The sequence below is a fragment of the Acinetobacter sp. NIPH 1852 genome, assembly GCF_022549455.1.
In the GTDB taxonomy this organism is placed as follows: domain Bacteria; phylum Pseudomonadota; class Gammaproteobacteria; order Pseudomonadales; family Moraxellaceae; genus Acinetobacter.
The window spans coordinates 60537-86104 of sequence record NZ_JAKZGG010000011.1 but is presented as its reverse complement, the minus strand read 5'-3'; the positions used below and the strand labels follow the sequence as shown (position 1 = coordinate 86104).

The window sequence follows — 25568 nt, the reverse complement described above, 5'->3', positions numbered from 1 at the left end:
TTATTTACTCTTACATGGATTTTTTAAAACTTTATTTACTAAAATCTTCCCATAATCATTAGCAATCAAATGTAAATTATTATTTTCATCAAAAAAAGACATTTCATTAAAATCACTATAATAGTTTAACTTTGATGGCAACACCTTATACTCTTGTTCTTTCAAGTTTATTAAAACTTTTTTCTCACCTCCAAATAAACTTCTAGCATAAACAACTTTTTTCTCACTATCACTCTCAATTAAGCAGTAATCTTTTTTATTTAATACGATATATTCATCAGTAAAATCTTCTCCATACTCATTTATAAAAAAATGAATTTGACATGGTGATCCACATGATGTTTTTACATGAAAAAAATTATCATTTACTTTACTTATTACAGGAGATTTTACTTTCTCTAAAACTTTTTTTACATTATTTCCAACTGATGAATATATATTGCAACTCATTTCATATTCATCATCACACTTTGATATCACATTCAAACTATCTTTAGCATAAATACCAGATGAAAATACTAGCACTAGAAAAAATATGCCAATAAATATAAATTTATGACTACTCGCTTGGATACTTTTAATCATATTCTTCTCCACAATCTTCTTCCTCTATATCATCTAAAGACTCAGCACCTTTATTATTTTGAGCTTCATCTAATGGCTTTAAATATACACCTGGCACTAATACTAATTCGACTTGATCCATTGAGTCACTATATATTCTTGTACTACTTTTTTTCTCAAACTCATATTCTGACTCAATTCTCTTGGTATGATTAATTATTTTATATTTCATATTTTTAAGAATATTTGAGTCAAAGATATTACTCAGATCGAATCTCATACTATAGATCCCACTCTTTGGCATGGTCGGTAACTCTGCATTGACTGTTGTGCCACTCTCAAAGACATGCTGCCCTGCCTTCACCTTAAAATTGCCGCCAGTATTTACAAATACTCCATCCTTATTAATCTTAAGCTGCGAGCCTCCTGCTTTTAGGTCAATTTCGATTGGACTGGTGATCTCGATCTTTTCTTCTGTCGAGATAATCTTGATCACCCGACGGGCGATTGCCTCGATCATGTCATCTTGTGCCTGCAACTCCACTTTTCCTTGAGCAGCATAGGCTCGTATTCCTTTTTGGGCTGCAAACAAGCTGATTTTGTCTTGCGCATGCCCAATAATATTTTTCTGGGCACTCAAATTGATGGAACCACTGGCACTTTCTGCAATGTCTTGCGAGGCTTGTAAAATAATATTCTCAGGTGTGGTCAGCGCAATTCCATTCGGTGAAGCCAACAGCATCAATGCTTGTCTAAAGATTTTTCCTTGGGCTTGTTGTTTGCTGTCCTTACTCTTTTCTAAGTCTTGGGTATAGTTTTCCATAAAGCCTTGCAAAGAACCCAATGCTTGTAACGGACTGACCTTTAAACTGCTGCCTTTACTAAACGTGCCACAGCTACTCATCAGATCAAAGTCTTTAATATCGACATTCGCAAGGACTTGTCCGACTTCTTTTAGCCCTTCAAAGGGATTGTTTTGAATTTTATCTTTGAGGGCTGCTAGTTGTCCTTTGACAATGTCTGCACCATGTTCTTCGACATTTTCAATAAAGGTTTTAAGATTCTCCACTGCATCTTTTGCATCTGCGAAAAATGCATTGAATTCATCAACAATGGCTTTACTATTTCCACCGAGCGCACCGATATCACCAATAAAACCACCACAATCTTTTAAGGCATTTAGCGGATTGCTTTGCATCTCATTTTTAAAAAGATTTACGGTATTGTTTAATGCCTGTCCTTTGGTTTTTAACTCCAAAGACTGTATAAATTTGGGTAAACGTTCAATGACATTGAGCGCATCGGCTTGTTGTTTGAGGGCAATGTCGCTTAGCATTTTCATGCTTTCAAAACCTTCAGTCAGCAATGATTGCGCTTGGGCTGCTTCCAAGTGATCTGCGATCGCTTGTTCTTGTGCATACGTACTGATCAGCATACCTTTACCTGCACGTACCGCGCCCCAGGCATCCGTTCTGAGTTCAAAACCCTCGCCACGTCCTGCACTGTGTGCTTGTTCTTTTGGATGACTTAAATGCCCTAAGTTCAGTTGAGTTGCAGCATGACTACTTTGTAATTGGGTACTAATCTGCCCCGTGGTATCGTCAAATCTGAGTTGGTTGAATCCTCGCCCATCGACCTCTTGACTCCGAATACCGCTGAGTTTTTTGGTGTCAGGGAGTTGCCCTTTTATATCAAATCGAGTCGGTGAACGCTGTGCCTCATGGATTCGCCCCGTCACAAAGGGACGATCAATGTTGCCATCAAAGAAATCAATCACAACGATCTCACCTATTCGCGGCAAGAATCGCGCACCATAGCCTTCACCCGCCCAAGGTGTCAGAACATCCACCCAAGCGGAGTCGGTATCGTTGTCATTGCTGCCAGCACCACCATCATGGCCATGATCATCGACACGGGTAAATAGAAAGCGTACTTTGATCCGTCCCCACTCATCCACATGAATGGTTTCACCTGCTGGGCCTACCACCTTTGCTCGTTGAGGATATGCAATGGGGCGGTGTTGCAAGGGCTGATATTCAGGTACGGTGGGAATATGACGGCGTTGCAGTGTGAGTTGGTTGCCTTGACGTTCTTCTAAGGTTGAGTGACTCAGTAGAGGTTGCCAATGACTTTGCTGTAGCAATTGCTTGACCTGTAGGTTCAACTCTTTAGGTAAGTTATTTTGGTTATAGAACTGCTTCGCGGTAATCAGGAAGTTTCTATCCGCACTAGCGTGCTGGTCTATTTCTGGGTGTTGTTTGAGTTCAAACCAATAACCCACATGCGCATCACGAACCGTGGTATTGGCAATAAATTGTTTCGCCTGCGCACTGTGGTAATTGCTGAGTTGTTCATTGATGCGTTCGATTTGATGATTGCCTGAGCTACTCGCACCATCCTCACCATTCAGATCCTGTATCCATGCAGGTGTGACGTGCCATGCATCTTCCAGTCCTAGACTGGCATTGTCATAGTGATCACTGTGTCCGTGGGTACTTTGGACACTGCCTGCTCCATCTTCTTGATCAAGCGCATCCGCTTGCCAACGTTGGATATGCACCGTGGTCGGTTGCAAGCTACGTTCTGCAACCAAACTGGTCATGCTGTCATATTGTTCTGTAGCACTACTACGGTGGTAACGAATACTATGGCGCTCAAGCGCTTGGTAGTGGTTATTGTCATCAATCAGTCGGAGTTTTTGCGCTTGAATTGGCGATGCACTGAACGGAACAAGATGCTGAGCTTCATCAATTAAGCTAGTGATCGATTCAGAAGCCAACAATCGTTGAATGAACATTGAATCGAGTTCATTGTGCTGCATGGTAAAGGGACGAACATCATAGTCTTTGCTAAGCCCACTGAGATCTAATGTCAAACTCGCTGCAAATAGAGGACTACGTTGTTGCCACTCTTTAAATAAAGTCTGAACAATTTCAACCACCGATTGGTTCATAAATACTCGGCTATTACGGCGTTTTGTCCATAATGATGTCGCATCTTGCATGGTCAGACGATAAAGCGTAAGTGCTCCATCACTTTGACCTTGAGCTGCCGCGGTAATAATCCCTGTGCTGCGTGCCAATTGTCCAGTATCAGTGACCTGATCGACTGCAACAGTACATCCAATAAATTTTTTAAGCGGAATGCTCGCATTGGTAGACAGGCAAATAAGTTCTGATGTTAGCCCTTGATTTAAAACATGTTTTCCAGATATTCGTTGTAAGAACACCTGCGCCGTTAACATCGGATCTGCAAATTGGACGTGTATCGCACGCTTCTGTGCATTTAACCCCAGTTTTTCTAATACATTAAATATATTCAAAAGCATTTTTTATGATCATAATTTTAAGAATCGGTTGAACTTTATAAGAAAAATACCTTTCTGTACATAAAAAATAGTTGTTTTTATCTAAAAATATATCCAATTGATTTAAAAGAAAAAACCCCTGAATATTGATATATATTCAGGGGTTTTTTAGTTGTTTTAAAAACGCTATGGTTATTGTTTAGCTGTACTATATTTTCTAAAAAGCTGCCATAAACAAATCAACAATATCAGGCTGAAATAAATCAATGACCATACTGGTAATGACTGACCCAAGAAACTCCAATCGACTAAAGCACATTCACCAGAACCAGAAAGCACTTGTTGCAATACTGTTTTCATGGGCAAGACATCAACCAAATAATCCAAACCTGGACCACAGCTTGGAACTTGATCAGCAGGTAAGTTTTGCAACCAAACATGACGTGCTGCAACACCCACTGACCAACCAATCGCTAATGTCGCCAGCAATGCATAAAAACGTTTAAATACATTTGAAATCGGGTTATGAATGAATGCAACCAGTGCAATCAATCCCATTCCAATTAGACCTACACGTTGAAACACACACAATGGGCAAGGTTCCAATCCTTGCACATGCTCTAAATACAACGCGAACGAGAGTCCGATAATACTGGTCAGTACCAATACTGCACTGACCAAACGGTAATTCCATCGCATAGGAAGTCCTCAAAAGATTTAACGGTATTGTGCAAGATATTGTTCAAAACTCGTGTCATTTTCTTGTTCAAGTTGCCACTGTTTTTGCAACGACGTTTGCGCTAAATGTTCAAAATATTGTTGTCTTTCTGCACTGAGCTGATGCTGGTCATAACAATCTACATGCTGTTGAGCCATGGCACTACCAAAGTTCCATGTGCCACCATGTTGTAAAGTATCTTTGATCACTTGTGCTGAAAGGGTATTTTCAACATCATTTAAACGCTGTTGCATGACATAAACAGCATCCTGATAAAGAGAAGTACCATCCATTAGATCTAGTGTCGCGGCACAAGTATGAATTTCGCTTAAATGTTGCTGTGCCCAATCCTGAAATGGCACTGTTAGATGCCCTTCTTTGATCTGGGCATCTGCTGCACGCCCCCGATTGACCACTTCAGTTTGATTTTGATCAATCTGATCTTGTTCGTCAGACCATAGATCAGGACTTTCCCGCAATAAACAATACAAGGCCAGACTTTCTAAGAACCCTGCTGTGGTTTCATCAATCCCAATCGCACTATAGGGGTTCACATCGACCGCACGCAGCTCTACATAACCCACACCACGATTCTTCAATGCTTGCGAAGGGGTTTCACCCGCTTGAGGCACTTGCTTTGGACGCACTAGACTGTAGTATTCATTTTCAATCTGTAAAACATGATCATTGATTTGAATCGGTTCACCTGCCTCATCATTCAAACCTAAATCAGTAAATGCAGGATATGGCGTATGGACGGCCTTTTGTAATCCATCTAAATAATCATGCAAATCGTTATAATAAATCCCCAACTGCTTTTGTGCTGAGTTTTGGTAACCCAAACGTCCCATACGCAAGGCAGTTGCTTCTGGTAAGTACAAGGTTCCTTTGACCAAAGGCTGTAAATGGTGGTTACGCCCTGTTAAAAAGCAACGACAGACCGATGGACTTGCGCCAAGCAAATACATCACCAAGGGAGTCATGCGAATAAAATTTCGGATCAAGGCAAAATAACGATGACTTCGATAATCTTGCAAACTGAGTTGTTTTAGTTCTTCATTTTTTTCATGCTGCTGCAAAGTTGCAAACAACTGATCGGGAAAAGATAAATTATAATGTACACCTGAAATGGTCTGCATCCGACGACCATAACGTACTCCCAAACCATGACGATAAAGGGTTTTAAAACGCCCGATATTAGACGTGCCATACTGAGCAAGTTTTATATTTTCTTCATTATCATCCAGCATACAAGGCATGGAAAGCGGCCACAATTTCTCACCATCTTCGAGTTGCTGATGCACCACCTGATGAATATCGCTTAACTCATTTAATGCAGCGGCAATGGTATTGTGTGGCGTGGTAATGAACTCCATTAACGCTTCTGAATAATCAGTCGTAATATGGGGATGTGTGAGTGCTGAACCCAAAGCTTTTGGATGGTTTTTTTGTGATAAAAATCCATTGCTTTGCATACGCAAACTTTCACGCTCGATACCGCGTAACATACCGTCTAATTGTGAGGCATTTACCCAAGTCGGTACGATAGCGGACGAAAGTGTGCAAGGTTGGTTCATAATTTATATGCTCGGTTATTCAAGATCGGCCAACCAGATCAAGGCTGGTGACTTCATCGCGTGTATTCGCATGCCAAACATGCCTACTATCACGACTCCGCCAATTATAACGACTATTACGATCTAGTCATCTGATTGTATTAGCTTAGATTGGCAATTTTTATCACAATCTTGCTCTATAAGACATGCTGAAATTGTGATTTTATTAAAAATAAATCTTCCAATGGATACTCAACGATGCAAGCGAAAGACATTCTTGATTTTTGGTTTTCTCCCGATCATCGCTCACTCTGGTTTGCCAAAAGCGATGATTTTGATACCAAAATTCGCGGGCTTTTTCAAACGATTCATGATCAAGCAACTCAAGCAGAACTTTGGTCATGGCGTCAGACACCTGAAGGTCGTTTAGCTGAAATTATTGTTTTAGATCAATTCTCACGTAATTTATATCGTGATCAAGCACAAGCTTTTGCGTATGACAGCATGGCATTGATGCTGGCTCAAGAAGCGATTAGCCTACAATTAGATGCCCAGTTAAGCCCCGAACAACGTTCCTTTTTATATATGCCATTTATGCATAGTGAATCAAAAATGATGCATGAGTACGCATTAAAACTGTTTCAACGTTTAGGCAATGAAATCAATTTAAATTTTGAGAAAAAGCATAAAGTGATTATTGATCGCTTCGGACGCTATCCTCATCGCAATGCGATCTTGGGACGAACATCCAGCGCCGAAGAACTTGAATTCTTAACACAGCCAAACAGCAGCTTTTAAGTCGATCTCCCCTCGACGTCAGAAAGAGGAATTGCATATGAAATCGTTACTCATCTGTGCCCCGCTATTGGTCACATTGGCATTTACAGGGTGTGCCAGCATACCGTCTCAACCCAAGACCTTTGATCAATTGGGGCAATTCACCGCTTATCCATTAAATAACAAAAGCTTCCGTATCGGCTTCCAAGCAGGAAATAATCTGAGTTATGGTACAGCTGAGGAAATTACCTTACTCAAGGCAGCACAAACCACGCTCCAAAATGGGTTCCGTTTTTTCACTGTAGTTGATGATCCAAGCAATGCGCGGTTCAAGGAGCAACGCCAAGCGGTAATTTATCCGAGTCGACCATATTATCCTTATGGTTATTATCGTCGTCACCCCGCCTTTTGGCCGGATCCATTCTATGATGTACCACAAGTGGTCAATCTTGATCCCATCCAAGTGTCGTATACTATTGAATGCTTTAAGACTCAACAGCAATCACCTGATGCATTTGATGCACAGCTGATTTTGCGATCCTTAGGACAAAAATACGGATTGAGTCCAACAGGAGAAGTGTTGCAACCCCCTGCACCACCTCAAAACAAAAATGAATGAATAGGATGACTCAATGAATTCAGCCGAAGAAATCCACAAAATACCAAGCCTGCAAAGAAGTAAATACTTCGCCACCGTAGCATTGGTGATTGCAGTGATGACGTGGATTTGTTTAATGGTCGTGGCGCATTTTCTGCCTGAGTATCGGTGGCTGATCCATATTTTCATGTTAAGCGCCGAAGCAGGTGTGGTCGGTGGTTTGGCCGATTGGTATGCGGTGACGGTGTTATTCCGCAATCCGTTTGGAAAAATACCATTGCCCAAACTATTACGTGACCATACTGAGATTATTCCACGCAATAAAGCACGTATTGCTGAATCAATGGGTCGTTTTGTTCAAGAAAACTTTTTATCACCCCAAATCGTACAGCGTAGTTTGCAAAATACCGACCTCAGTTTGGCGGTCGGTCAATGGTTAGCAAACCCAAAAAACAACGGACACGTGGTTCAGATCATCCAACAAACCGTTCCGAAAATTTTTGAGTTCGTCAGTCAGGATCAAATTGCCAACTTTGTACAAAACAACAGTGTGCAATGGGTGCGCAGTACCAAGATCAATACCCTTGCTAGTGAAATGTTACGTGCGGTTTTGGAAAATGACTTCCATCAAGATGTGTTACAACGTGGACTCGATCTGGCTCATCAATGGATGGTGTCACATCCCGAAGAAGCGCGTGAGCTGTCTCGCACATTATTTAAAGAACTGGGGGTCTGGAAACTGGCTAAAGGTGCGAGCTGGATCGGCATTGATGTGCAACAGCGTACTATTGACTCACTGATTGAAAGAGTGGAGTCGATGTTGGCCAATCCTGAACATCCTTGGCGACAAGACATTGAGGCAACCACTCATGCCCTCATGCTACAACTTGCTGATACCGATAGCGAAGCAAGCCAACGTTTGAACAGTGGTAAAGATGCCTTGCTGGATAGCCCACAAGTTTTAAACTTTATTAGCGGTGCAATCGCGATTTTATGCGATGCCATCAAAACAGATTTGATGCAACCCGATTCAGGCATTGCCACCAATTTACAAGCAGCTATTCAACAACTTGGCGTGAGTCTGATCCAAAATGAGAAGGTTCGTGAAGTCCTCAATAGCAAAATGGTGGGATTAGCCACCAATTTCAGTGAGCAATATAGCGACAAAATCATTCGTTATATCAGCGAACGCATCCATGAGTGGGATTCACGCGAAATGATTGCCAAAATCGAGAGTGAAGTTGGCGGTGATTTACACATGATCCGTGTCAATGGGGTGATTGTCGGGGCCTTTATCGGTTTGATCTTGGGTCTCATTCGTGCCTTTGTTGAAAATGTTTTGTAAATGGCTTGAAATACTCAACTTTTCACGTAAAGATGGGCATCACAAGATGCCTTCTTGGTTGCAACCAAGATCTCAACCGTAATGATTTATCCGAACAAAAATAAGCAATCATGTTGCAAATGGCGTAGAGGAAGACTCGAAGGAAATTGAATGACCCCACACCAAACATTGGTGATGCAACCTAATCTCTGGAAAACATTTTTTGTTTTTCTAGTGCCGCTGATCGCCACCAACATTTTGCAAAACTTGTCGGGGACGATTAACACCATATTTGTTGGGCAAATGATGGGGGTCGATGCAATTGCAGCGGTGTCGGTTTTCTTCCCTATTCTGTTTTTTTTGCTGGCATTTACTATTGGTATTTCCGCAGGCACCACAGTTTTAGTGGGTCAAGCTTGGGGCGCGCAAAATCTAGAAAAAGTTCGTAGTGTGGTTGGGTCAACCCTTTTTATCACCTTAATTGGTGGCACAATTATCGCAATCTTAGGCTTTGTTTTTGCTGAACATATTCTCAATCTTTTAGGTACAGATCCTAAAGTCATGCATATGTCGCTACCTTATGTGCAATGGATGCTGGCAGGTAGCCCGTTATTGTTTGTTTATATTATTTACACCTCTATTTTACGGGGTGTCAGTGATAGTGTTACCCCTTTGATTGCCCTAGGTTTAACCAGCCTCATCGGTTTAGCAGTCACGCCAGTCTTACTTAAAGGTTATTTTGGTTTTCCAGCCTTAGGCATCATCGCACCCGCGATTGCCACCATCTTAGGCTATAGTGCAGTGTTGATTTTTCTAGCTTTCTACCTCAACTATAAAAATCATCCACTTAAAATAGATCGCCAATTGCTCCAACATATCCGCCATGATGCAGAATTAAGCAAACTGATTTTTAAACTAGGCATTCCAACAGGCATTCAAATGGTCACCACTTCTTTGGCTGGATTGGTGATTATAAGCTTGATTAACCGTTACGGCGCAGAGGCAACAGCAGCCTACGGCGCAGTCAATCAAGTCCTCAACTATATTCAGTTTCCAGCATTGTCGATTGCCATCGCAGCATCAATCTTTGCCGCCCAAGCGATCGGTGCGGGCAAACCAGATCTGTTGGCCAAAGTCACCCGCACTGCATTGAGTATGAATTTTTTATTTACGGGTAGTCTGATCGTACTGGCGTATTTATTCTCAAAATATTTAATGGCACTGTTTATTACTGATCCTGCAGTCATTGAACTGGGACAACAATTATTGTTTATTGTGCTGTGGTCACTGCTGTTTTTTGGCGCAAGTGCAATTTTTGCCTCGATCATGCGTGCTAGCGGAACCGTCAACATGCCCATGCTGATCAACATATTTACCATTATTTTAATCGAAGTGCCTTGTGCCTATTGGTTCAATACGCTTTGGGGACTCAAAGGGATTTGGATGGCTTATGCTCTGGCTTTTGTCTGTTTATGCATATTCCAAGCCGCCTATTATCAATTTGTCTGGAAGAAACGCGAGATAAAGATTCTGATTTAAGCGTAAAAGTTCATCATGATTTTTAGCATCAAAAAAAGCCATTCAAACAAGAATGGCTTTTTATCTCAGTAGCGGAACTTACATCATTTTCGTTGCAAGGGCAGCAATACGTTGATATCCCGTTGGGAACAAACGTTGGAAAGAGTCGACGATACGCGCATCAGCACCAATCAATAAACGACGTTTATCTTTCAACACTGCATTCAAGATTTGACGTGCTGCTTCTTCAGGAGGCGTACGCAAGAACTTATCAAATTGTTTGATTGATTTGCCCGGATCCATGCCCAAGCTTTTCATACTGTCATTCATTTTCGCCGCTTTGGCGATATTGGTACGGATCCCACCTGGGTGTACACAAAGCGAACTAACACCACTCTTTTCAATATCAAGTTCTTGGCGTAAAGATTCTGTAAAACCACGCACTGCGAATTTAGTCGCGTTATATGCTGATTGCGTTGGTTGCGAGGTTAAACCGAAGATACTTGAAATATTGATGATATGGCCATCTTTGGTTTGTTTAATAAACGGTAAGAATTCTTTGGTCCCGTAAACCACACCCCAGAAATTAATCCCAACGATCCACTCTAAGTCTTCATAGCTTGCGCCTTCAACCGTTGAGCCGAGTGCCACACCTGCATTGTTGAAGATCATATTGACTGAACCATGATCTTGGACGGTATCTTGCGCCCACTGTTTCATCGCATCACGGTTTGAGACATCCAACACTTTTGTGGTCACTGTAATTTCAGGATATGCTTTCAAAAGCTCAACAGTTTGTGCCAAACCCTTTTCATTGATATCACTCAATGACAAATGACAACCTTGTTGGGCCAATAAAACAGCTATTTGTTGCCCAATCCCAGAACCTGCACCTGTGATCGCTGCGACTTTATTTTTAAAATTTTTCATTGCCTATCCTTTGTATTGCGAATGATATGCACATATTCGCCTAGATTACGTGCAGTTTAAGATATAACCAATATAATTTTGACAATACACGTTGTCAATATAGTACACTATGCTTTTAAGACAAATGGCAATAACACACACATTACTTGTCATATTGGGTCTATTTACATTTAATGAGATAAGATTTTTAGGCGATACAAGGCATAGTTGCATCATGTAAACTGAGCTAGACATACGCTATAAAGACTTTTAGGAAACGGTTTTTTCAATGACAACTCAAAAGCAAGCCAAAGCGAAGAAAAACAACAGCGAAACCAAAGAGCGTCAATTCAAGGGTCTTTCTTTAACTGAACGTAAAGAAGCTCGCCGTGAAAAACTGATTGAAGCTGGGATCGCTACTTACGGCACTCAGGGTTTTTTCTCAGTCACCGTCAAAGATGTCTGCAACGAAGCCAAACTTACCGAACGCTATTTCTATGAATCGTTTAAAAAAAGTGAGGAGCTATTTCAAACCGTTTTTTTAAGAATGGTTGGTGAAATGCAAAGTTGTTTAACGCAGGCGGTATTACTGGCGGCACCCGAACCAAAAAACATGGTCACTGCGGGGCTGTCTGCTTTACTCAACACCATTCGAAACGATCCACGTATGGCTCGGATTATTTATATTGATGCCATGTTGGTGCAAGACTTACACAATCAAGCCACGATCCAAGAGACCTTGACTCAGTTTGATCGGATCATTCAAGGCTTTGTGATGATCACTATGCCCAATGTTCAACAAAGCACTGAGGAAGTGTCTTTGATGGCGACAGGCTTAAACGGTTATGTCACGCATATTATTATTCGTTGGGTCTCAGAAGGCTTTAAACAACCATTAGAGGACGTGTTAGCAGCATGCTGTGCGGTATTTATCTCCTTTATCGCAACAACATCACAAAAAAATTAAAATCATTTTACAGTTTTGTGACAAATAAAACTGTTAGACTGATATGGTATTAACCAAATGAATTCATTTGCTTTATTGATAAATCACGTGTCATCATTTGGTCACTACGCTGCCGCACAATTGTCACAATTTATTGCTAAATTCGACTTTATCCACTCTTTTGCAATGATATTGTCATAATTAATCTTTGTAATAAGCCTGTCATAACAACAAAACGGTTCAACATTACCGTTATAAATTTGAGGGTATTGCGCTGTGAAAGATGACTATATTTTAATTGTCGACGATGAGCTACCGATTCGTGAAATGATCCATACCTCTTTGGATATGGCAGGTTTCCAATGTTTACAAGCAGAGGATGCCAAACAAGCACATCAAATTATCGTTGATCAGCGTCCTGCTCTCATCTTGCTCGATTGGATGCTACCAGGCGGTGTTAGTGGTGTAGATTTGTGCCGTCGCCTCAAACGTGATGAAAACTTGGCTGAAATCCCTGTCATTATGCTGACGGCTCGTGGCGAAGAAGATCATAAGGTACAAGGTCTAGATGCGGGTGCAGATGACTACATGACCAAACCTTTTTCTACCCGTGAACTGGTTTCTCGAATCAAAGCAGTACTACGTCGTGCCAATGCACTCAGTGGCGAAAAAGTCATTGATGCCAATGGTTTGATGCTTGATCCTGTGAGCCAACGTGTGAGCTTCGGTGACAGCATTTTAGAGATGGGACCAACCGAATATCGTTTACTCGCCTTCTTTATGACCCATCCTGAACGCGCTTATACGCGCGCACAATTGCTTGACCAAGTGTGGGGTGGTAATGTCTATATCGAAGACCGTACCATTGATGTGCATATTCGTCGTTTACGCAAAGTGTTAGAACCTTATGGTGTCGATCGTTTTGTACAGACGGTACGTGGCACAGGTTATCGTTTTTCTACACGAGCTGATTTGGCAGCAGGTTAAAACCCTTTATGTACGAACCTTATCCAGTCCCTGAACTGGCACGTGAACACCAACGTTTTCGTTACAGTAGTTTATGGGCCTTTGCAAAGCAAGATTTAAGACTGTTGCTTTTTTTCTTATTGATTGCGAGCTTAATCGGATTTGGCGTTGGGTATTTTTGGAGCTGTATTTTCATCGCTTTTGTGGTGTTTTTCACTTTACAGCTCCGCTCGCTCTACTTGGTGAATGAATGGATTTCAAATCGTCCTTATGATGTGCCGCCGAACTTAAATGGGATTTGGGGTGCGTTGTTGTTCAATGTCTATCGTGCCCAACGCCAAGAGCGTATTGTTCAAGCAGAAATGGTGGGCTTGATTGACCGTGCACAATCTTCGCTGTTCGCCTTAGCCGAAGCAGTGGTATTGATTGATGATCAGCATCAAATCGAATGGTGGAACCCAGCAGCCGAGAAGCTATTGGGCATTGAACCTTTAGATCGTGGACGCAACTTATTGACGATTTTACGTCAGCCGAGTTTTATTGAATATTTTAAACATAGCGATCAATCACCCGATGGGATTCGTCTACAAGTACAGATGGATGAAGAGCGTTATGTACAAGTCAAACTGACTCGCTTTGGTGGAGAAAGTCGACTGTTGGTGGCCTATGACACCACACGCGTACACAACCTCGAACAAATGCGTAAAGATTTTGTCGATAATATCTCGCATGAACTACGTACACCGCTCACCGTATTGAGTGGTTATATCGAAACCTTTACTGATCAGGATGATATTACACCACGTTGGAAACGTGCCTTCACACAAATGCAGTCACAAACCAAACGTATGAATGCGTTGGTCAATGATTTACTGTTACTGTCCAATTTAGAAAATAATAAAAAAGTCGCCAAAAAACAGATCATTGATATGGCAAATTTAATGAATCAAATCTTTGATGATGCGCGTGCTTATAATTTAGATTATGGACATACGCTCAACTTAGATATCGACAGTCATTGTGATTTGATTGGTTCAGATATGGAAATTGCCAGTGCTTTCAGCAACTTGATCACCAATGCGATTAAATACACACCGAAAGGCGGCATTATTACCATTGGTTGGCATGAAGAAAACGATCAAGCTCTTTTTAGCGTACAAGATAATGGGATCGGTATTGACCCAAAACATTTGCCGCGTTTAACTGAACGTTTCTATCGCGTTGATAGCGCGCGCAGCCGTCAAACAGGTGGCACAGGCTTGGGACTTGCGATTGTTAAACATGTCTTGATGCAACACGGCGCACATTTAGAAATCACCTCTAAAGAGAATGAAGGTTCGACCTTTACTGCTGTTTTCCCAAAAGAACGTTTATATCGAATGATCTGAGTCCGCTACGCAGCAGTCGTCCTCTTAAAATACAAACAAGCCGATCCCAACAGATCGGCTTGTTTAGCTTTAGCTGATTGAAAATTAGCTGCTTACTTTTGCATCCAGTTCCGTTGCTTCAAGCAAATGACTCGGCAAACCAAAAATATGATCAAAAAGATAATTATAAACAAAGGTATAGCATGGGATGATCACCATCAAACTAAAATCTAGCAAGAAGGCTTTGAGCAAACTAATTTGCATCCACCATGCAATCAATGGGATCAAAATCATCACCAAAATGATTTGAAAGCCAATTGCATGTGCCACCCTTCTTTTCACGGTTCGTGTTTTGGAAATTTGGGTTTTTTCCCACATCTCAAAAGCATAGTTATAAAAGAAATTGACCGTGACGGCGATCACCGCAATCAGAATCGATAAAGGTCCTGTATGACTAATACTCGTGCCAGAAAGTGCAGCCAATATCAGTGCGCAGATCAAAAAGCTAAACACTTCATAGAAAAATACATAAGTTACTCTTCTTTTTGTTCCTTGCATGACGACACCTTTAAATCAATAATCAGTGGATTTTACGCCTTAAGTCTGATAAAAAAAGTCAATCGTGATCAGATTCACTGACAAGGCAATAGGCATGAAACTCAATAGTGAACAGCTCGAGTTAATCCTTGAAATTATGGATCGAGGTAATTTTTCAGCTGCCGCGCGTGCATTGAATCGCGTACCTTCCGCAGTCAGTATGGCAATCGCCAATTTAGAAGCTGAATTGAATTTAAAATTATTTGAACGCAGTAAAAATCATCTTGCGCCGACCGACGTTGCGCTGTCGATTGAGCCACATGCACGATTGATCGTGACCAAAATGCGCCAGTTAGAATTGCATCTGACCGAGCTTTCAACGGGTCTGGAAACCAGTCTCTCGATTGGTGTCGCGGCGGATATCAATCAGAAGTTTTTATTGGCAGGTATTGAACATCTGATTCAACGTTATCCATTGCTAAATATTGAAATGCTCAGTGCGCCACAACAAGAGCTGAAAACACGTCTGCAAAATAATGAAATAGATCTGTATATCGCCTATAGCTCATCGTCGATCGACATCAATGAGCGCTTCCGATTATTGGGCGTTGAAAAATTTGTGGCGGCTGTTTCACCTAAAGATGCACTGCAATTAAAAGAGAATCATAAAAATGAACTCACCATGCTCTCCGAGTTCAGACAAATCATCGTTGCCAGTAAAAATTATCCGCTTCCCGATCCACGGGTGTTGGTTTCTGATTCTTGTTGGTATACCGATAATTTATCAATGGCAATCAGTATGGTGGAACAAGGCATGGGTTGGGGAAATTTTCCACTTTCGGTGGTGAGTGAGCATTTCTCTAAACGGAGCTTGGTACGATTAGAATTTAACGATACCACCAATGGACTGGATATGCCGATTCATGCAATTTGGCCGAGCCATAAACCGTTGAGTAAGGCGTTACAATTGCTAATTGAACTTTGGGTTAAACAAATTGAAGTCGAATAAAAAAAAGCCCGACATCCTGTCGAGCTTTTTTCCGTATTCCTGTCACTAGATACCATTCCTGTTGTATCTCACATCCCGATGCGAAAACTTATGATTCTTGTTTTATGTTTTGGAACTTCCTGTTCCTGATGAGTTCATATTAGGTGATTCGATTGGGTCTGAATATGGGACATTGCCCCTAATCCTTGTAAGAAAAAGCGTACAGGGTTTTGGATTTGAAAAACCTCTGATCAAAAGCCAAAGAATCTCAAATTCGTTTTTGATATAGCTTTTATCACTACAGAAAATATTTCGACTTTTTCCGTATAGCGTCCATTGTTCTTTGTAGAAAACCAACTCACAATCAAAGACGTTTTAAGAGATCGGTTAGCATTAATATTTGATCTTCTCCTAGACTATCCTCGATTTCTTGTTGAACTTTCTGCCAATGAGGAAGCGCTGCTTTTAGAAGCTGACGCCCCTGTTGCGTTAATTTTAAAGTGACTTCCCTTTGATCTTTATCGCCTTGTGACAGTTCAACAAGCTCCATTTTCGCTAAGACTTTTACATTCCGACCCACTGTCGAACGCTCTAACTCCATCATTTTTGCTAAAGATGTGAGGCTAATCGGCTCTGTTCTCTTAATCATTGATAAAAGTGAGAATTGGGTAATATTGATGCCAAACTCAGCCAATGCGGCATTATAACGATGCCCTAAACGTCGGGAAGCACTGCGTAACTTTGCACTGTAACAAGGTAAAATCATAAGTCCAATTAATCCCTTCAGGTTAAGCTTAGTTTGACACAAATGATAAATCTTGTAGAACGGATATCTTTCCACTAATATGAGGGTATATACCCGTATTTTTCACTACTGTGGTTGATCTATGAAAATTGTTGAATATAACGATAAGTTTAAAGATGACGTTATTGATTTAATTTTAAGTATTCAAAATATTGAGTTTGATGTCGGTATCCCGTTAGCTGAGCAACCAGATATTCAAGATATACATAAATACTTTATTACATCAGGTGGAAATTTTTGGTTAGCATTAGATCAAAACGACAAACTGATCGGAACAATTGGGCTTCAAGCACTTACGCCACAAATAGCTATTTTAAAAAAGTTTTTTGTTATTTCCGAATATCGAGGCCATCAAGTTGGAATGGCTTTATATAATGAGCTTTTAAAATTTGCTGAAATAAATCATTTTTTAGAGATTTTTTTAGATACGCCAGCTAAAGCAACTCAATCACATAAATTCTATCGTAAAGCTGGATTTAAAGAAGTTGCCAAGGAGCTATTGCCTGTTGTATACCAATATCCAGACAGAGATTCACTCATTTTTCATTTAAAACTTTAAGCTAGGGAAATAGGGATTTAGTCGAGTTATCAGGCATTCCCCCCACTCAACAACATCAGAGATTAGGTAAAAATTTGAAAGAAAAAAGCTCGACATCCTGTCGAGCTTTTTTCCGTATTCCTGTCACTAGATACCATTCCTGTTGTATCTCACATCCCGATGCGAAAACTTATTGTTATTGTTTTATGTTTTGGAACTTCCTGTTCCTGATGAGTTGATATTAGATAATTTGATGGGGTCTGAATATGGGACATTGCCCCTAATCGTTGTAAGAAAAAGCGTACAGCGTTGCGTTTAAATATCTGGCTATAAGTACCTAAGCTGCTCATAAAAAATCTGTTTTTTTCAAATCTATCGATTTTATGGTTATCGATGTGAATAAAAATTTAATTTTGATTATGGAGTCAACTTTCTTTCATATAGTAACCATTATATTAAAGGCGTATTGCAAAAACTAAATTTATCTATAGTTTAAGAATGAACCTAATTTTTTGGAACAGAATATGAATATCTTCCCTTTTCCATTTCAAGTTACTGATTGGGAAAAAATAGAAACCACAGAATACAGTGGAGAAACAGGAAAAGCGTATTGGAAGACCCAGTATTTTGGTGAAGAAACCAATAAAATTCGAGTAAGAATTGTCGAGTATTCAGCCAATTACTTAGCCGATCATTGGTGTGAAAAAGGTCATATTTTATTTTGCTTAGAAGGTGAGCTTGAGAGTAGATTAAAAGATGGCCGAATCTTTATTTTAACCCAAGGTATGAGCTATCAAGTTGGTGATCATGCCGAGCCGCACCAATCCTTTAGTTTGAATGGTGCTAAATTATTAATCATTGATTGAATTAATGTAATGCAGTTGATGCAAACTTAAATTAAAGACATTCAATGCATCCACTCAGTGATAGATCAGACTTTAAGTAAAAATTTGAAAGAAAAAAGCCCGACATCCTGTCGAGCTTTTTTCCGTATTCCTTTCACTAGATACCATTCCTGTTGTATCTCACATCCCGATGCGAAAACTTATTATTATGGATAGGTTTGTGCAATAAAGCCGTTTTGAGCTGAAATTTGAACACTATCTAGTACAGTCCCAAATTAAAAACCCTCTGCAAAGCAGAGAGTTTTTTATCTCTACTTCCCCTTTCCATATTCTTTGTACATATTTGGAAGAATATTGCCCAGGCAGGTGAATTCGGTCATGTCATGAACAGCCATTTCATGCGCGAATTCTTCTAAACTCTTGGCATCGAGGCCAAACTTTTTCACAACTTCTGCTGAACGCTTAGCACCATTTGGAAATGAGGGGAATCGATCAAAGGATGCATGAGTACCTATCCAGTAGCGATTAATGAGCTCCAAGCCCTGTGGAGTGTCTCGACCAAGGTGAACCATCAGTACGAAAGGAGCATCTTCGTCACCCGCAGGGGCAATGATGCCACTGGCACTGAAGGTGAAACCTGCCTTTTTCAATGCTGCTCCGTCTATACCTAAGCTCTCAGGAGTATCAAAATGGATATAGCTATCTAAGTAGTTTGCACCGATATATTCGATGATATGGTTCGGATTTTTGTAGAGGCGCTCAGCGTAACTCAGGTTCTTATTAGATAGGCGTTGGGGATCTGCAACAGAGTTGTGAATGTGAGCCTGTGGAAACCAAAGCATGTACCGCTCGCTCTCAATAGGATGCCAAGTAAACCACCACTCTAGCATGGAGGAAGTCAGACCTGGAAAGACATGACGACTTTGGGCGTATGCCAAAGGCCCATTTTCGATCAGGGCATAACCAGCAACAGGAGCCTTATCAAAGGTTTCAATGACCTTATTCAGACCTTCCACTGTCGGCTCAATCACCCACTTTTTAGGAAGTGGTCCATTCTCAAGGGCTTTGACCATGGACTTAGGGGCTACCAAAGTCTGTGAAAAGTATTTAGCGTATTCCTTGTCAGAGATAGCTTTCTGGTTCTTTATCCATTGCTTCTGCATAGGAACCTGAAAATAAGTAATTTCTGTGTTGGCTTGGTTTGCAAGAGAACCGCAGTTAGCACGCCCGGTGTTGACTGAACTTTGAGTGGCAGCTGATGCTGCACTCATAAACAGACAAGATGAAAGCAGTAGAGTCAGTGAAGACTTGCCTGAGATGTTGTCTAAGAATTTTAAGCTCATAAGGTTATACCTAGTTTAGTTGTCTCCCTTGTTTTCCGGGGGAGCATACCGGTGATTTTTAATGATCAGACAAGCGATTTAAACGAGTCGATTCTAACTAGCTCTTCTAGGTACGAGCCGACACGAATAGACGGTTGCTTTGATGAATATCTTTATACTCGACAACCCAGTCTTTTTGTACCACTATGTGGATCACATGTACCATTATGCGGTACAGCTGTAGTGTGTCAAATTTATAGATAGAAGTCAAATAGTACTGTGAGAACAGATCAACAAGCTAAGGGTAAAATCTATTTCAATATTTAATGTGCAGGATCAAATAATGTATCAACTTCAGTAATATTCATTTAACTGTCCAAGAAGAATTAGAATTACAGTTTGATTTCTTTAAGGGGGCGCAATATGGAAAAAACTAGCCCTGCAACGACTGCAATCAATGTTGCTGTTATGAAAATAATGGAAATTTCACCTGGAATGAATTCCATAAAAGAAGATAGAAATTGACCAGAAAAAATAGCCATAGATAGATATGCTAGATTTCTACTCCTACATCGTTCAGAGCTATATTCCACAGTAAGATGATTAACGAGAGGGATAGATAAACCAAAGCCTATTCCCAACATAACACCACCAAAAACTATTAATGTTGTTGAAGCTGCAAAGGAAAAACAAAAGTGTGCGACTGCATAACTAAACATTGATAAGCCAAGAACTATGTGTTCACTTAATTTACGAGCGATCATAGGCAATGCTGCTGCACCTATGACAGCAATAAGGGATATGAAAGATAAATAATATCCAGTCTCTGCCTCATTAAAACTCAATCCAGATAACTTTCCAGGAAGAACAATAATTCCCGTAAAGAAGAGAATCATAGATATCGTTGCAGCTATATAGGCTATGACAACACCAGCTGGGAGTTTTTTATAATCTGTGATACGGGATTCATGAATAATTTTTGATTTAGTATTTGGAATTGAGATTTTTACAAAGAGAAGAAGAACCCATGCCATGAGATATAAGGCAAATGGATAACTCCAATTCATACTCGCAAGTAACCCTCCAATAAATAGAAAGATTACTCCACCTAATTCAATTGACATGCCTTGTTTTGCGAGCATAGACATTCGGGCTTCACCTTGATAAAACTCTGATATCAAGCCTGTGCCTGCTGCCATAATAATAGCAGTAGCTCCACCTAATAGAATACGATCAATAAATACAAGTAAATTTCCTGATAGGAAGACACCAATTACACCAAATAAACCATATAGGAATAAGCCAAGCATTAATGCTGACCGTAATCCAACTTTATCCATTAGCCGTGCAGCTAAAGGACTAAAAAGAATAACTCCCAATGATGGTAGCGTCACGAGCCAACCAGAACTTACAGTAATTTGAAGCTGAGCAGCGACATTTGGTAGTCCAGGTACAATCACACACCCCACCATAATGGTCAGTGCTGCGACTGTTAAAAGGGAAAATCCACCTAAAGGAGAGAGTTGATTTGGTTTCGTTTTACTATTCATATTGTTAATATCCATTGAGTGGTAAAAAATACCACCCCACATTACACTTTCCACCCAATGGAACACTGTTCCATTGGGTGGAGTTTAGGCCGCCATTTTTATGATGTCAAGTCAGGACAACGAATAAGCGATTGGATATGAGTAAACAATTTGATACTAATGAAAAAACTGAAAGTGCTACTGGCCGTCAGGTGATTTCTAGAGCTGCTGCAATTCTACGGGCGCTGGCAGATGATAGTTCAGGACAAAGTCTAGGACAGATTGCAAAAAAAGTTGATTTACCACGTACAACGGTACATCGGATTGTTGCAGCTTTAGAGGCTCAACAGCTTGCTGTTACAACGCCTTCTGGAGTCCGACTAGGACAAGCTCTAGTGAAAATGGCATCTTCTGCCCATACGGATGTGATATCAGCTGCACGTCCTTTTATCGAATTACTTAGTCGTAGGCTTCGAGAAACAGTCGACTTATGTGTTGATAGATCTCAACATGCGGTATCGGTTGATCAGTTTGCCTCGGATCAAGAACTACGTGTAGTCTCCGCTATTGGTACTGCCTACCCAATTCACTGTACGGCTCATGGAAAAGCCTTATTGAGTTTGCGAACCGATATAGAAATCGAGACTTTGCTTGATAAAAAATTGGAACGACGTACACAACAAACCATCACAGACAGAGCAGAGCTAATAAAACAAATCTCAGAGATTAGACTAAGAGGTTGGGCTTTCGACAGAGAGGAACATGCTGTAGGAATATGCGGAATAGGGGTTCCATTAATTACTTCAGGCCCAGATCGTTACGCAATATCTGTCGCTATTCCAGCAGCTAGATTTGATGGAAATATAGATACATATCTTGCGGTAATTTTCCAATGCAAAGCAGAAATTGAATCATTGCTAGCTAGTTAAATTACTATAAAGTAAATATTCTTAGATCATTTACTAAAGCTCTCTTGGAGCCAACACTAAGAATTTATTATAAAATCAACGCAATACGCCTTATGCGAAATATCTAAAACAAAGCCCCTTAAACTAATTAAGGGGCTTTTTATCACTTATAAATTAAACCGAATGACCCAACCGCTCACCCATCACAACAGCCGAATTGGCTTTAAATTGTTCTTCCCATACCATCTTGTCTTTTTCAAACAATACCACTGCGGTTGAACCGAGATAGAAACGGCCAAGTTCTGCGCCTTTCTCAAGTTTCATTTGATGATGTTGTAACTCAACACGACCTGTAGGTTTTACTTTACCTGTTGCAACAGTCTCAATCCCTGCCACAATCATTGCACCCACTAAAACCACAGCCATACGACCAAGCTCAGTATCAAATAAACACACCATGCGTTCATTACGCGCAAATAAACCAGGAATGTTTTCCGCAGTCACTTGGTTCACTGAAAATAATTCACCCGGAATATATAAGGTTTCCGTCAATGTGCCTGCCAATGGCATATGCACACGGTGATAATCTTTAGGTGATAAGTAAACAGTCGCAAATTGACCTTCATGGAATGGCTTCGCCAATTGCGGATCACCAATCAATTTCTCAACAGAAAAACTCTGACCTTTGGCTTGAAAAATATCACCCGCTTCAATTTTACCAAGCTGTGAAATCGCACCATCCGCAGGGCAAACAACACTATCTGCTCGCTCATCTACACCACGTACACCATTTTTTAAGGCACGGGTAAAAAATTCATTGAAAGACTTGTATTGCAAGGCATTGCTTTGCTCAGCAATACTCATATCAATACCATATTTTGCTTTGAATGCTTGAATAACAGCAGTTTTCACCAAAACATTTTCACTTGCGGCAACCTTGCCAATAACACGACTGAGCTGATGTTGCGGTACTAAATTTTGTGCTTTGATAAAGAATTGTTTTTTTAAATCTGCTGCAAAACTCAAGACGGTGACTCCCCTGAAATAATAGGACTATCGAGGCGATTGCCCCATTCACTCCACGCACCATCGTAGGCTCTGACTTGCCAATTGAGCAATCTCGCCAAAATATACGCCAAGCCTGAACGGTGATGCGACTGACAATACACCACGACAGGTTGTTGTAAATCAAAGCCTAATTGCTCTAAACGTTGTTGAGTGCGTTCAAGCGAGTGTAATTTTAGATGATTTTCACGATTAAGGGCAGTACTCCACTCAAAATGCATTGCATTTGGGATGTGACCGCCGCGTCGCGCAGCTAAACGCAGACCTATATATTCGTCATGACTACGACAATCCCACAACTGGATATTGTATTCTTGAACCTGCGCTAATAATTCATTGTATTCAATACGGTGTTGTTGCACAGCATCCAAATCCACCTGTACACGTTCGCGAACAGGAGTAACAGGTTCAACATCTGTGGTCGTTGGTAAACTTGCACCTAACCAAGCGTGAATGCCGCCATTGATTAGACTGGTGCGAGTAAACCCAAGGCAATGTAAATTCCAGATCAAGCGTCCTGCCCAAGCCCCACCTTCATCATCATAGACCACCACATGATGCTGAGGTGAAATATTTAATTTTTCAATCAAGGCTTTTAAACCCTCTACATCGGGCAATACACCATTGGCTTGTTCATTTTGCGCAACTAAATATTTAGGCTGTAAATGAATCGCATGCGGAATATGCAACTGTTCATAAACCGATGCCCGACTTAAATCAATCACACGAATCAATTCATGCCCCAAATGCGGAACAAGTTGTTCAGGTTCAATCAGTAAACCGAGTTTAGAATCAATGTCAGTCATTGTTATGGAATCTTGTGATCACAGCATTGTGATTGATTTTAGCATAGCTCAGTTTGTATCTTTGTCTGATTTTTTGCATTCATTTGGCAGAAAATCAGATATAGCAATAAGTCCAACGATTATGAATTAAAAGTATAAAACTTAATAGCATAGAGAAAGTTAATCCTTGTAAATCTCTAGAGAAAGTTTACTGGTGCTAAGGCGGCATGGATGCCGCCTGTTGAACTTCGGCATCAAGGATGTGCCGTCAGTTCAACAAAAGATTTTTGTTACTTTTGATCTTTCAAAAGTAAAGAATAACTCTACAAATCACTTGTAAGATTTAAGCCATTCCATGACAGTACTCGCTTTTTAGTGATCAAAAAATAATTAAACGTCCTCAATCTCAAATACCTGTCGTAAATAAGCAAGGAAGGTCTCATTATCACTCATGGTTTTACCTGAACTATCCGAGATTTTCGCTACAGATTGGCGATTACACTCCACCAATTTCAACACAATATTCAACGGTGTCTGCCCCATATCATTGGTCAGATTGGTCCCTATTCCAAAACTAACTTGGAAACGATCTTTAAAATACTGATGTAATAACCATGCCTTTTCTAAATCAAGACCATCACTAAAGGTCAGCATCTTGGTCTTGGTATCAATTTTTAATTTACGGTAGTGAGCATAAGCTTTGTCGCCCCACTCATACGGATCACCACTGTCATGGCGCAAGCCATCAAACAACTTGGCAAAATACAAATCAAAATCACGTAAGAACGCATCCATACCGACCACATCGGTCAAAGCAATACCAAGATCTCCCCGATACTCTTGTACCCACGCTTCTAGTGCCGCTTTCTGGAAGTTGCGTAATCGCACATCCAATGCCTGAAAGGCTTGTAAAAACTCATGTGCCATCGTTCCGATGGGGCTAATGCCAAGTTCTTTAGCTAATAGCACATTGCTGGTTCCACGAAATACGGTTGGTGCAGCAGTATGAAACGCTTGTACCACATGCTTCTGCCATTCAAAACTATAACGGCGACGTGTCCCAAAATCTGAAACCAAAAAAGGTGGATCATTTTCTTGTTGTAATTCAGCGTACTGTTGCAACTGAATCAACTTCTGCTGTAAGCGACGCTCACCTTCCACCCAAACATCATCATGACGAATACGACGGAAATACAGTTCATTGACGATGGCCAAGACAAAAATCTCAAACATCATCGCTTGAACCATGGGTCCTTCGATTCGAATATCCAAACGCCCAGCGTCATCAACACTGGCCTGAATAAAACGACGTTTCAGTTGGAATAATTCTAGATAATCAACGAAATCACTTTTGATAAAGCGCAATGAACGTAAATATTGCAGCTCATCTTCTGCAAATTTTAAATCGCAGAGCAAATCCAGTTGATGATTTAAATCAGCTAAAATTTCTGCCAGAGGATAAGCCGTATCTTTTAAATTCCGACAACGAAATAAATAAACACTATGCGTTTGCGGAAACTGATGTAACACCACTTGTAACATGGTGAATTTATATAAGTCGGTGTCGAGTAAAGATCGAATAATGGCAGACATAGGTGCTGGTTTTAACCCATTCTTTTGCAAATATATCTCGTTATACAACCAAAGCGCTGCTGTTGGATAGTAGACTTTTGCTGCAAAGTCACTTTTTAATCAA

At 40.6% G+C, this 25568-nt stretch carries 23 protein-coding genes; 11 read left to right on the top strand and 12 right to left on the bottom strand.

Features of this window, described 5'->3' with window-relative positions:
- From MMO38_RS10535 to gshA, 4 genes are all read right to left on the bottom strand, one after another.
- On the bottom strand, positions 1-585 hold the full coding sequence (locus MMO38_RS10535; protein WP_241323503.1) for a hypothetical protein: 585 nt from the start codon (positions 583-585) through the stop codon (positions 1-3).
- Positions 578-3892, bottom strand: coding sequence for a type VI secretion system Vgr family protein (locus MMO38_RS10530; protein WP_241323502.1), 3315 nt, complete (start codon positions 3890-3892; stop codon positions 578-580). Before MMO38_RS10530 ends, MMO38_RS10535 begins: the two co-directional genes overlap by 8 nt.
- A gap of 171 nt (positions 3893-4063) precedes the next feature.
- On the bottom strand, positions 4064-4570 hold the full coding sequence (locus tag MMO38_RS10525; RefSeq protein ID WP_130160720.1) for a disulfide bond formation protein B: 507 nt from the start codon (positions 4568-4570) through the stop codon (positions 4064-4066).
- Between the two features lie 18 nt (positions 4571-4588).
- Positions 4589-6166, bottom strand: a complete 1578-nt coding sequence (gene gshA / locus MMO38_RS10520; RefSeq protein WP_241323501.1) for a glutamate--cysteine ligase — start codon at positions 6164-6166, stop codon at positions 4589-4591.
- Between the two features lie 237 nt (positions 6167-6403).
- Here gshA and MMO38_RS10515 point away from each other — a divergent pair, with 237 nt between their 5' ends.
- From MMO38_RS10515 to MMO38_RS10500, 4 genes are all read left to right on the top strand, one after another.
- Complete coding sequence (locus MMO38_RS10515) at positions 6404-6943, top strand: DUF924 family protein (protein ID WP_241323500.1); 540 nt, start codon at positions 6404-6406, stop codon at positions 6941-6943.
- Between the two features lie 37 nt (positions 6944-6980).
- Positions 6981-7541, top strand: a complete 561-nt coding sequence (locus MMO38_RS10510; protein WP_005194100.1) for a hypothetical protein — start codon at positions 6981-6983, stop codon at positions 7539-7541.
- Positions 7542-7554: 13 nt separating this feature from the next.
- The gene (locus MMO38_RS10505; RefSeq protein WP_241323499.1) at positions 7555-8865 is read left to right on the top strand and encodes a DUF445 domain-containing protein; all 1311 of its coding nucleotides are present in this window, start codon (positions 7555-7557) and stop codon (positions 8863-8865) included.
- 150 nt (positions 8866-9015) lie between these two features.
- Positions 9016-10383, top strand: coding sequence for an MATE family efflux transporter (locus tag MMO38_RS10500; protein WP_241323498.1), 1368 nt, complete (start codon positions 9016-9018; stop codon positions 10381-10383).
- 78 nt (positions 10384-10461) lie between these two features.
- On the opposite strand, the gene MMO38_RS10495 is transcribed toward MMO38_RS10500, so the two are convergent.
- Positions 10462-11292, bottom strand: a complete 831-nt coding sequence (locus MMO38_RS10495; RefSeq protein ID WP_241323497.1) for an SDR family NAD(P)-dependent oxidoreductase — start codon at positions 11290-11292, stop codon at positions 10462-10464.
- A gap of 268 nt (positions 11293-11560) precedes the next feature.
- Between MMO38_RS10495 and MMO38_RS10490 the strand changes: the two genes are divergently transcribed.
- The 3 genes from MMO38_RS10490 (at position 11561) to phoR (ending at position 14571) form a co-directional block, all read left to right on the top strand.
- Positions 11561-12238 (top strand): TetR/AcrR family transcriptional regulator, encoded by a 678-nt coding sequence (locus MMO38_RS10490; protein WP_004673539.1) that lies wholly within the window; start codon positions 11561-11563, stop codon positions 12236-12238.
- 255 nt (positions 12239-12493) lie between these two features.
- The gene (phoB, locus tag MMO38_RS10485) at positions 12494-13204 is read left to right on the top strand and encodes a phosphate regulon transcriptional regulator PhoB (RefSeq protein WP_004673541.1); all 711 of its coding nucleotides are present in this window, start codon (positions 12494-12496) and stop codon (positions 13202-13204) included.
- An 8-nt stretch (positions 13205-13212) separates the two neighbouring features.
- Positions 13213-14571 (top strand): phosphate regulon sensor histidine kinase PhoR, encoded by a 1359-nt coding sequence (phoR, locus tag MMO38_RS10480; RefSeq protein WP_241323496.1) that lies wholly within the window; start codon positions 13213-13215, stop codon positions 14569-14571.
- A gap of 84 nt (positions 14572-14655) precedes the next feature.
- On the opposite strand, the gene MMO38_RS10475 is transcribed toward phoR, so the two are convergent.
- Positions 14656-15108: a PACE efflux transporter gene (locus tag MMO38_RS10475; protein WP_241323495.1), complete on the bottom strand. Its 453-nt coding sequence runs from the start codon at positions 15106-15108 to the stop codon at positions 14656-14658.
- A gap of 94 nt (positions 15109-15202) precedes the next feature.
- Here MMO38_RS10475 and MMO38_RS10470 point away from each other — a divergent pair, with 94 nt between their 5' ends.
- On the top strand, positions 15203-16096 hold the full coding sequence (locus MMO38_RS10470; RefSeq protein WP_241323494.1) for a LysR family transcriptional regulator: 894 nt from the start codon (positions 15203-15205) through the stop codon (positions 16094-16096).
- 343 nt (positions 16097-16439) lie between these two features.
- Here MMO38_RS10470 and MMO38_RS10465 read toward each other — a convergent pair whose 3' ends face one another.
- A complete protein-coding gene (locus MMO38_RS10465) occupies positions 16440-16841 on the bottom strand; it encodes a MarR family transcriptional regulator (RefSeq protein ID WP_241323493.1) in 402 nt (133 codons plus the stop codon).
- Between the two features lie 121 nt (positions 16842-16962).
- Here MMO38_RS10465 and MMO38_RS10460 point away from each other — a divergent pair, with 121 nt between their 5' ends.
- Entirely contained in the window at positions 16963-17439 is a 477-nt protein-coding gene (locus MMO38_RS10460; protein ID WP_241323492.1) for a GNAT family N-acetyltransferase, read from the top strand.
- A gap of 503 nt (positions 17440-17942) precedes the next feature.
- Positions 17943-18284, top strand: a complete 342-nt coding sequence (locus tag MMO38_RS10455) for a DHCW motif cupin fold protein (RefSeq protein WP_241323491.1) — start codon at positions 17943-17945, stop codon at positions 18282-18284.
- A gap of 290 nt (positions 18285-18574) precedes the next feature.
- On the opposite strand, the gene MMO38_RS10450 is transcribed toward MMO38_RS10455, so the two are convergent.
- Both MMO38_RS10450 and MMO38_RS10445 read right to left on the bottom strand, forming a co-directional pair.
- A complete protein-coding gene (locus MMO38_RS10450) occupies positions 18575-19606 on the bottom strand; it encodes a hypothetical protein (protein WP_241323490.1) in 1032 nt (343 codons plus the stop codon).
- A 371-nt stretch (positions 19607-19977) separates the two neighbouring features.
- Positions 19978-21177, bottom strand: coding sequence for an MFS transporter (locus MMO38_RS10445; protein ID WP_241323489.1), 1200 nt, complete (start codon positions 21175-21177; stop codon positions 19978-19980).
- Between the two features lie 149 nt (positions 21178-21326).
- On the opposite strand from MMO38_RS10445, the gene MMO38_RS10440 reads away from it, so the two are divergent.
- The gene (locus tag MMO38_RS10440; RefSeq protein ID WP_241323488.1) at positions 21327-22043 is read left to right on the top strand and encodes an IclR family transcriptional regulator; all 717 of its coding nucleotides are present in this window, start codon (positions 21327-21329) and stop codon (positions 22041-22043) included.
- A gap of 153 nt (positions 22044-22196) precedes the next feature.
- Here MMO38_RS10440 and asd read toward each other — a convergent pair whose 3' ends face one another.
- From asd to pncB, 3 genes are all read right to left on the bottom strand, one after another.
- Positions 22197-23048: an archaetidylserine decarboxylase gene (gene asd, locus MMO38_RS10435; RefSeq protein ID WP_121929078.1), complete on the bottom strand. Its 852-nt coding sequence runs from the start codon at positions 23046-23048 to the stop codon at positions 22197-22199.
- On the bottom strand, positions 23045-23893 hold the full coding sequence (locus MMO38_RS10430; RefSeq protein ID WP_241323487.1) for a rhodanese-like domain-containing protein: 849 nt from the start codon (positions 23891-23893) through the stop codon (positions 23045-23047). The genes asd and MMO38_RS10430 overlap by 4 nt, the downstream gene beginning before the upstream one ends.
- A gap of 369 nt (positions 23894-24262) precedes the next feature.
- Positions 24263-25465 (bottom strand): nicotinate phosphoribosyltransferase, encoded by a 1203-nt coding sequence (gene pncB / locus MMO38_RS10425; RefSeq protein ID WP_004673560.1) that lies wholly within the window; start codon positions 25463-25465, stop codon positions 24263-24265.
- Positions 25466-25568: the final 103 nt, after the last annotated feature.

Coding starts and splice junctions, on each gene's coding strand:
- MMO38_RS10535 (WP_241323503.1), bottom strand. CDS start 585: ATGATTAAAAGTATCCAAGCGAGTAGTCATAAATTTATATTTATTGGC.
- MMO38_RS10530 (WP_241323502.1), bottom strand. CDS start 3,892: ATGCTTTTGAATATATTTAATGTATTAGAAAAACTGGGGTTAAATGCA.
- MMO38_RS10525 (WP_130160720.1), bottom strand. CDS start 4,570: ATGCGATGGAATTACCGTTTGGTCAGTGCAGTATTGGTACTGACCAGT.
- gshA (WP_241323501.1), bottom strand. CDS start 6,166: ATGAACCAACCTTGCACACTTTCGTCCGCTATCGTACCGACTTGGGTA.
- MMO38_RS10515 (WP_241323500.1), top strand. CDS start 6,404: ATGCAAGCGAAAGACATTCTTGATTTTTGGTTTTCTCCCGATCATCGC.
- MMO38_RS10510 (WP_005194100.1), top strand. CDS start 6,981: ATGAAATCGTTACTCATCTGTGCCCCGCTATTGGTCACATTGGCATTT.
- MMO38_RS10505 (WP_241323499.1), top strand. CDS start 7,555: ATGAATTCAGCCGAAGAAATCCACAAAATACCAAGCCTGCAAAGAAGT.
- MMO38_RS10500 (WP_241323498.1), top strand. CDS start 9,016: ATGACCCCACACCAAACATTGGTGATGCAACCTAATCTCTGGAAAACA.
- MMO38_RS10495 (WP_241323497.1), bottom strand. CDS start 11,292: ATGAAAAATTTTAAAAATAAAGTCGCAGCGATCACAGGTGCAGGTTCT.
- MMO38_RS10490 (WP_004673539.1), top strand. CDS start 11,561: ATGACAACTCAAAAGCAAGCCAAAGCGAAGAAAAACAACAGCGAAACC.
- phoR (WP_241323496.1), top strand. CDS start 13,213: ATGTACGAACCTTATCCAGTCCCTGAACTGGCACGTGAACACCAACGT.
- MMO38_RS10475 (WP_241323495.1), bottom strand. CDS start 15,108: ATGCAAGGAACAAAAAGAAGAGTAACTTATGTATTTTTCTATGAAGTG.
- MMO38_RS10470 (WP_241323494.1), top strand. CDS start 15,203: ATGAAACTCAATAGTGAACAGCTCGAGTTAATCCTTGAAATTATGGAT.
- MMO38_RS10465 (WP_241323493.1), bottom strand. CDS start 16,841: ATGATTTTACCTTGTTACAGTGCAAAGTTACGCAGTGCTTCCCGACGT.
- MMO38_RS10460 (WP_241323492.1), top strand. CDS start 16,963: ATGAAAATTGTTGAATATAACGATAAGTTTAAAGATGACGTTATTGAT.
- MMO38_RS10455 (WP_241323491.1), top strand. CDS start 17,943: ATGAATATCTTCCCTTTTCCATTTCAAGTTACTGATTGGGAAAAAATA.
- MMO38_RS10450 (WP_241323490.1), bottom strand. CDS start 19,606: ATGAGCTTAAAATTCTTAGACAACATCTCAGGCAAGTCTTCACTGACT.
- MMO38_RS10445 (WP_241323489.1), bottom strand. CDS start 21,177: ATGTGGGGTGGTATTTTTTACCACTCAATGGATATTAACAATATGAAT.
- MMO38_RS10430 (WP_241323487.1), bottom strand. CDS start 23,893: ATGACTGACATTGATTCTAAACTCGGTTTACTGATTGAACCTGAACAA.
- pncB (WP_004673560.1), bottom strand. CDS start 25,465: ATGTCTGCCATTATTCGATCTTTACTCGACACCGACTTATATAAATTC.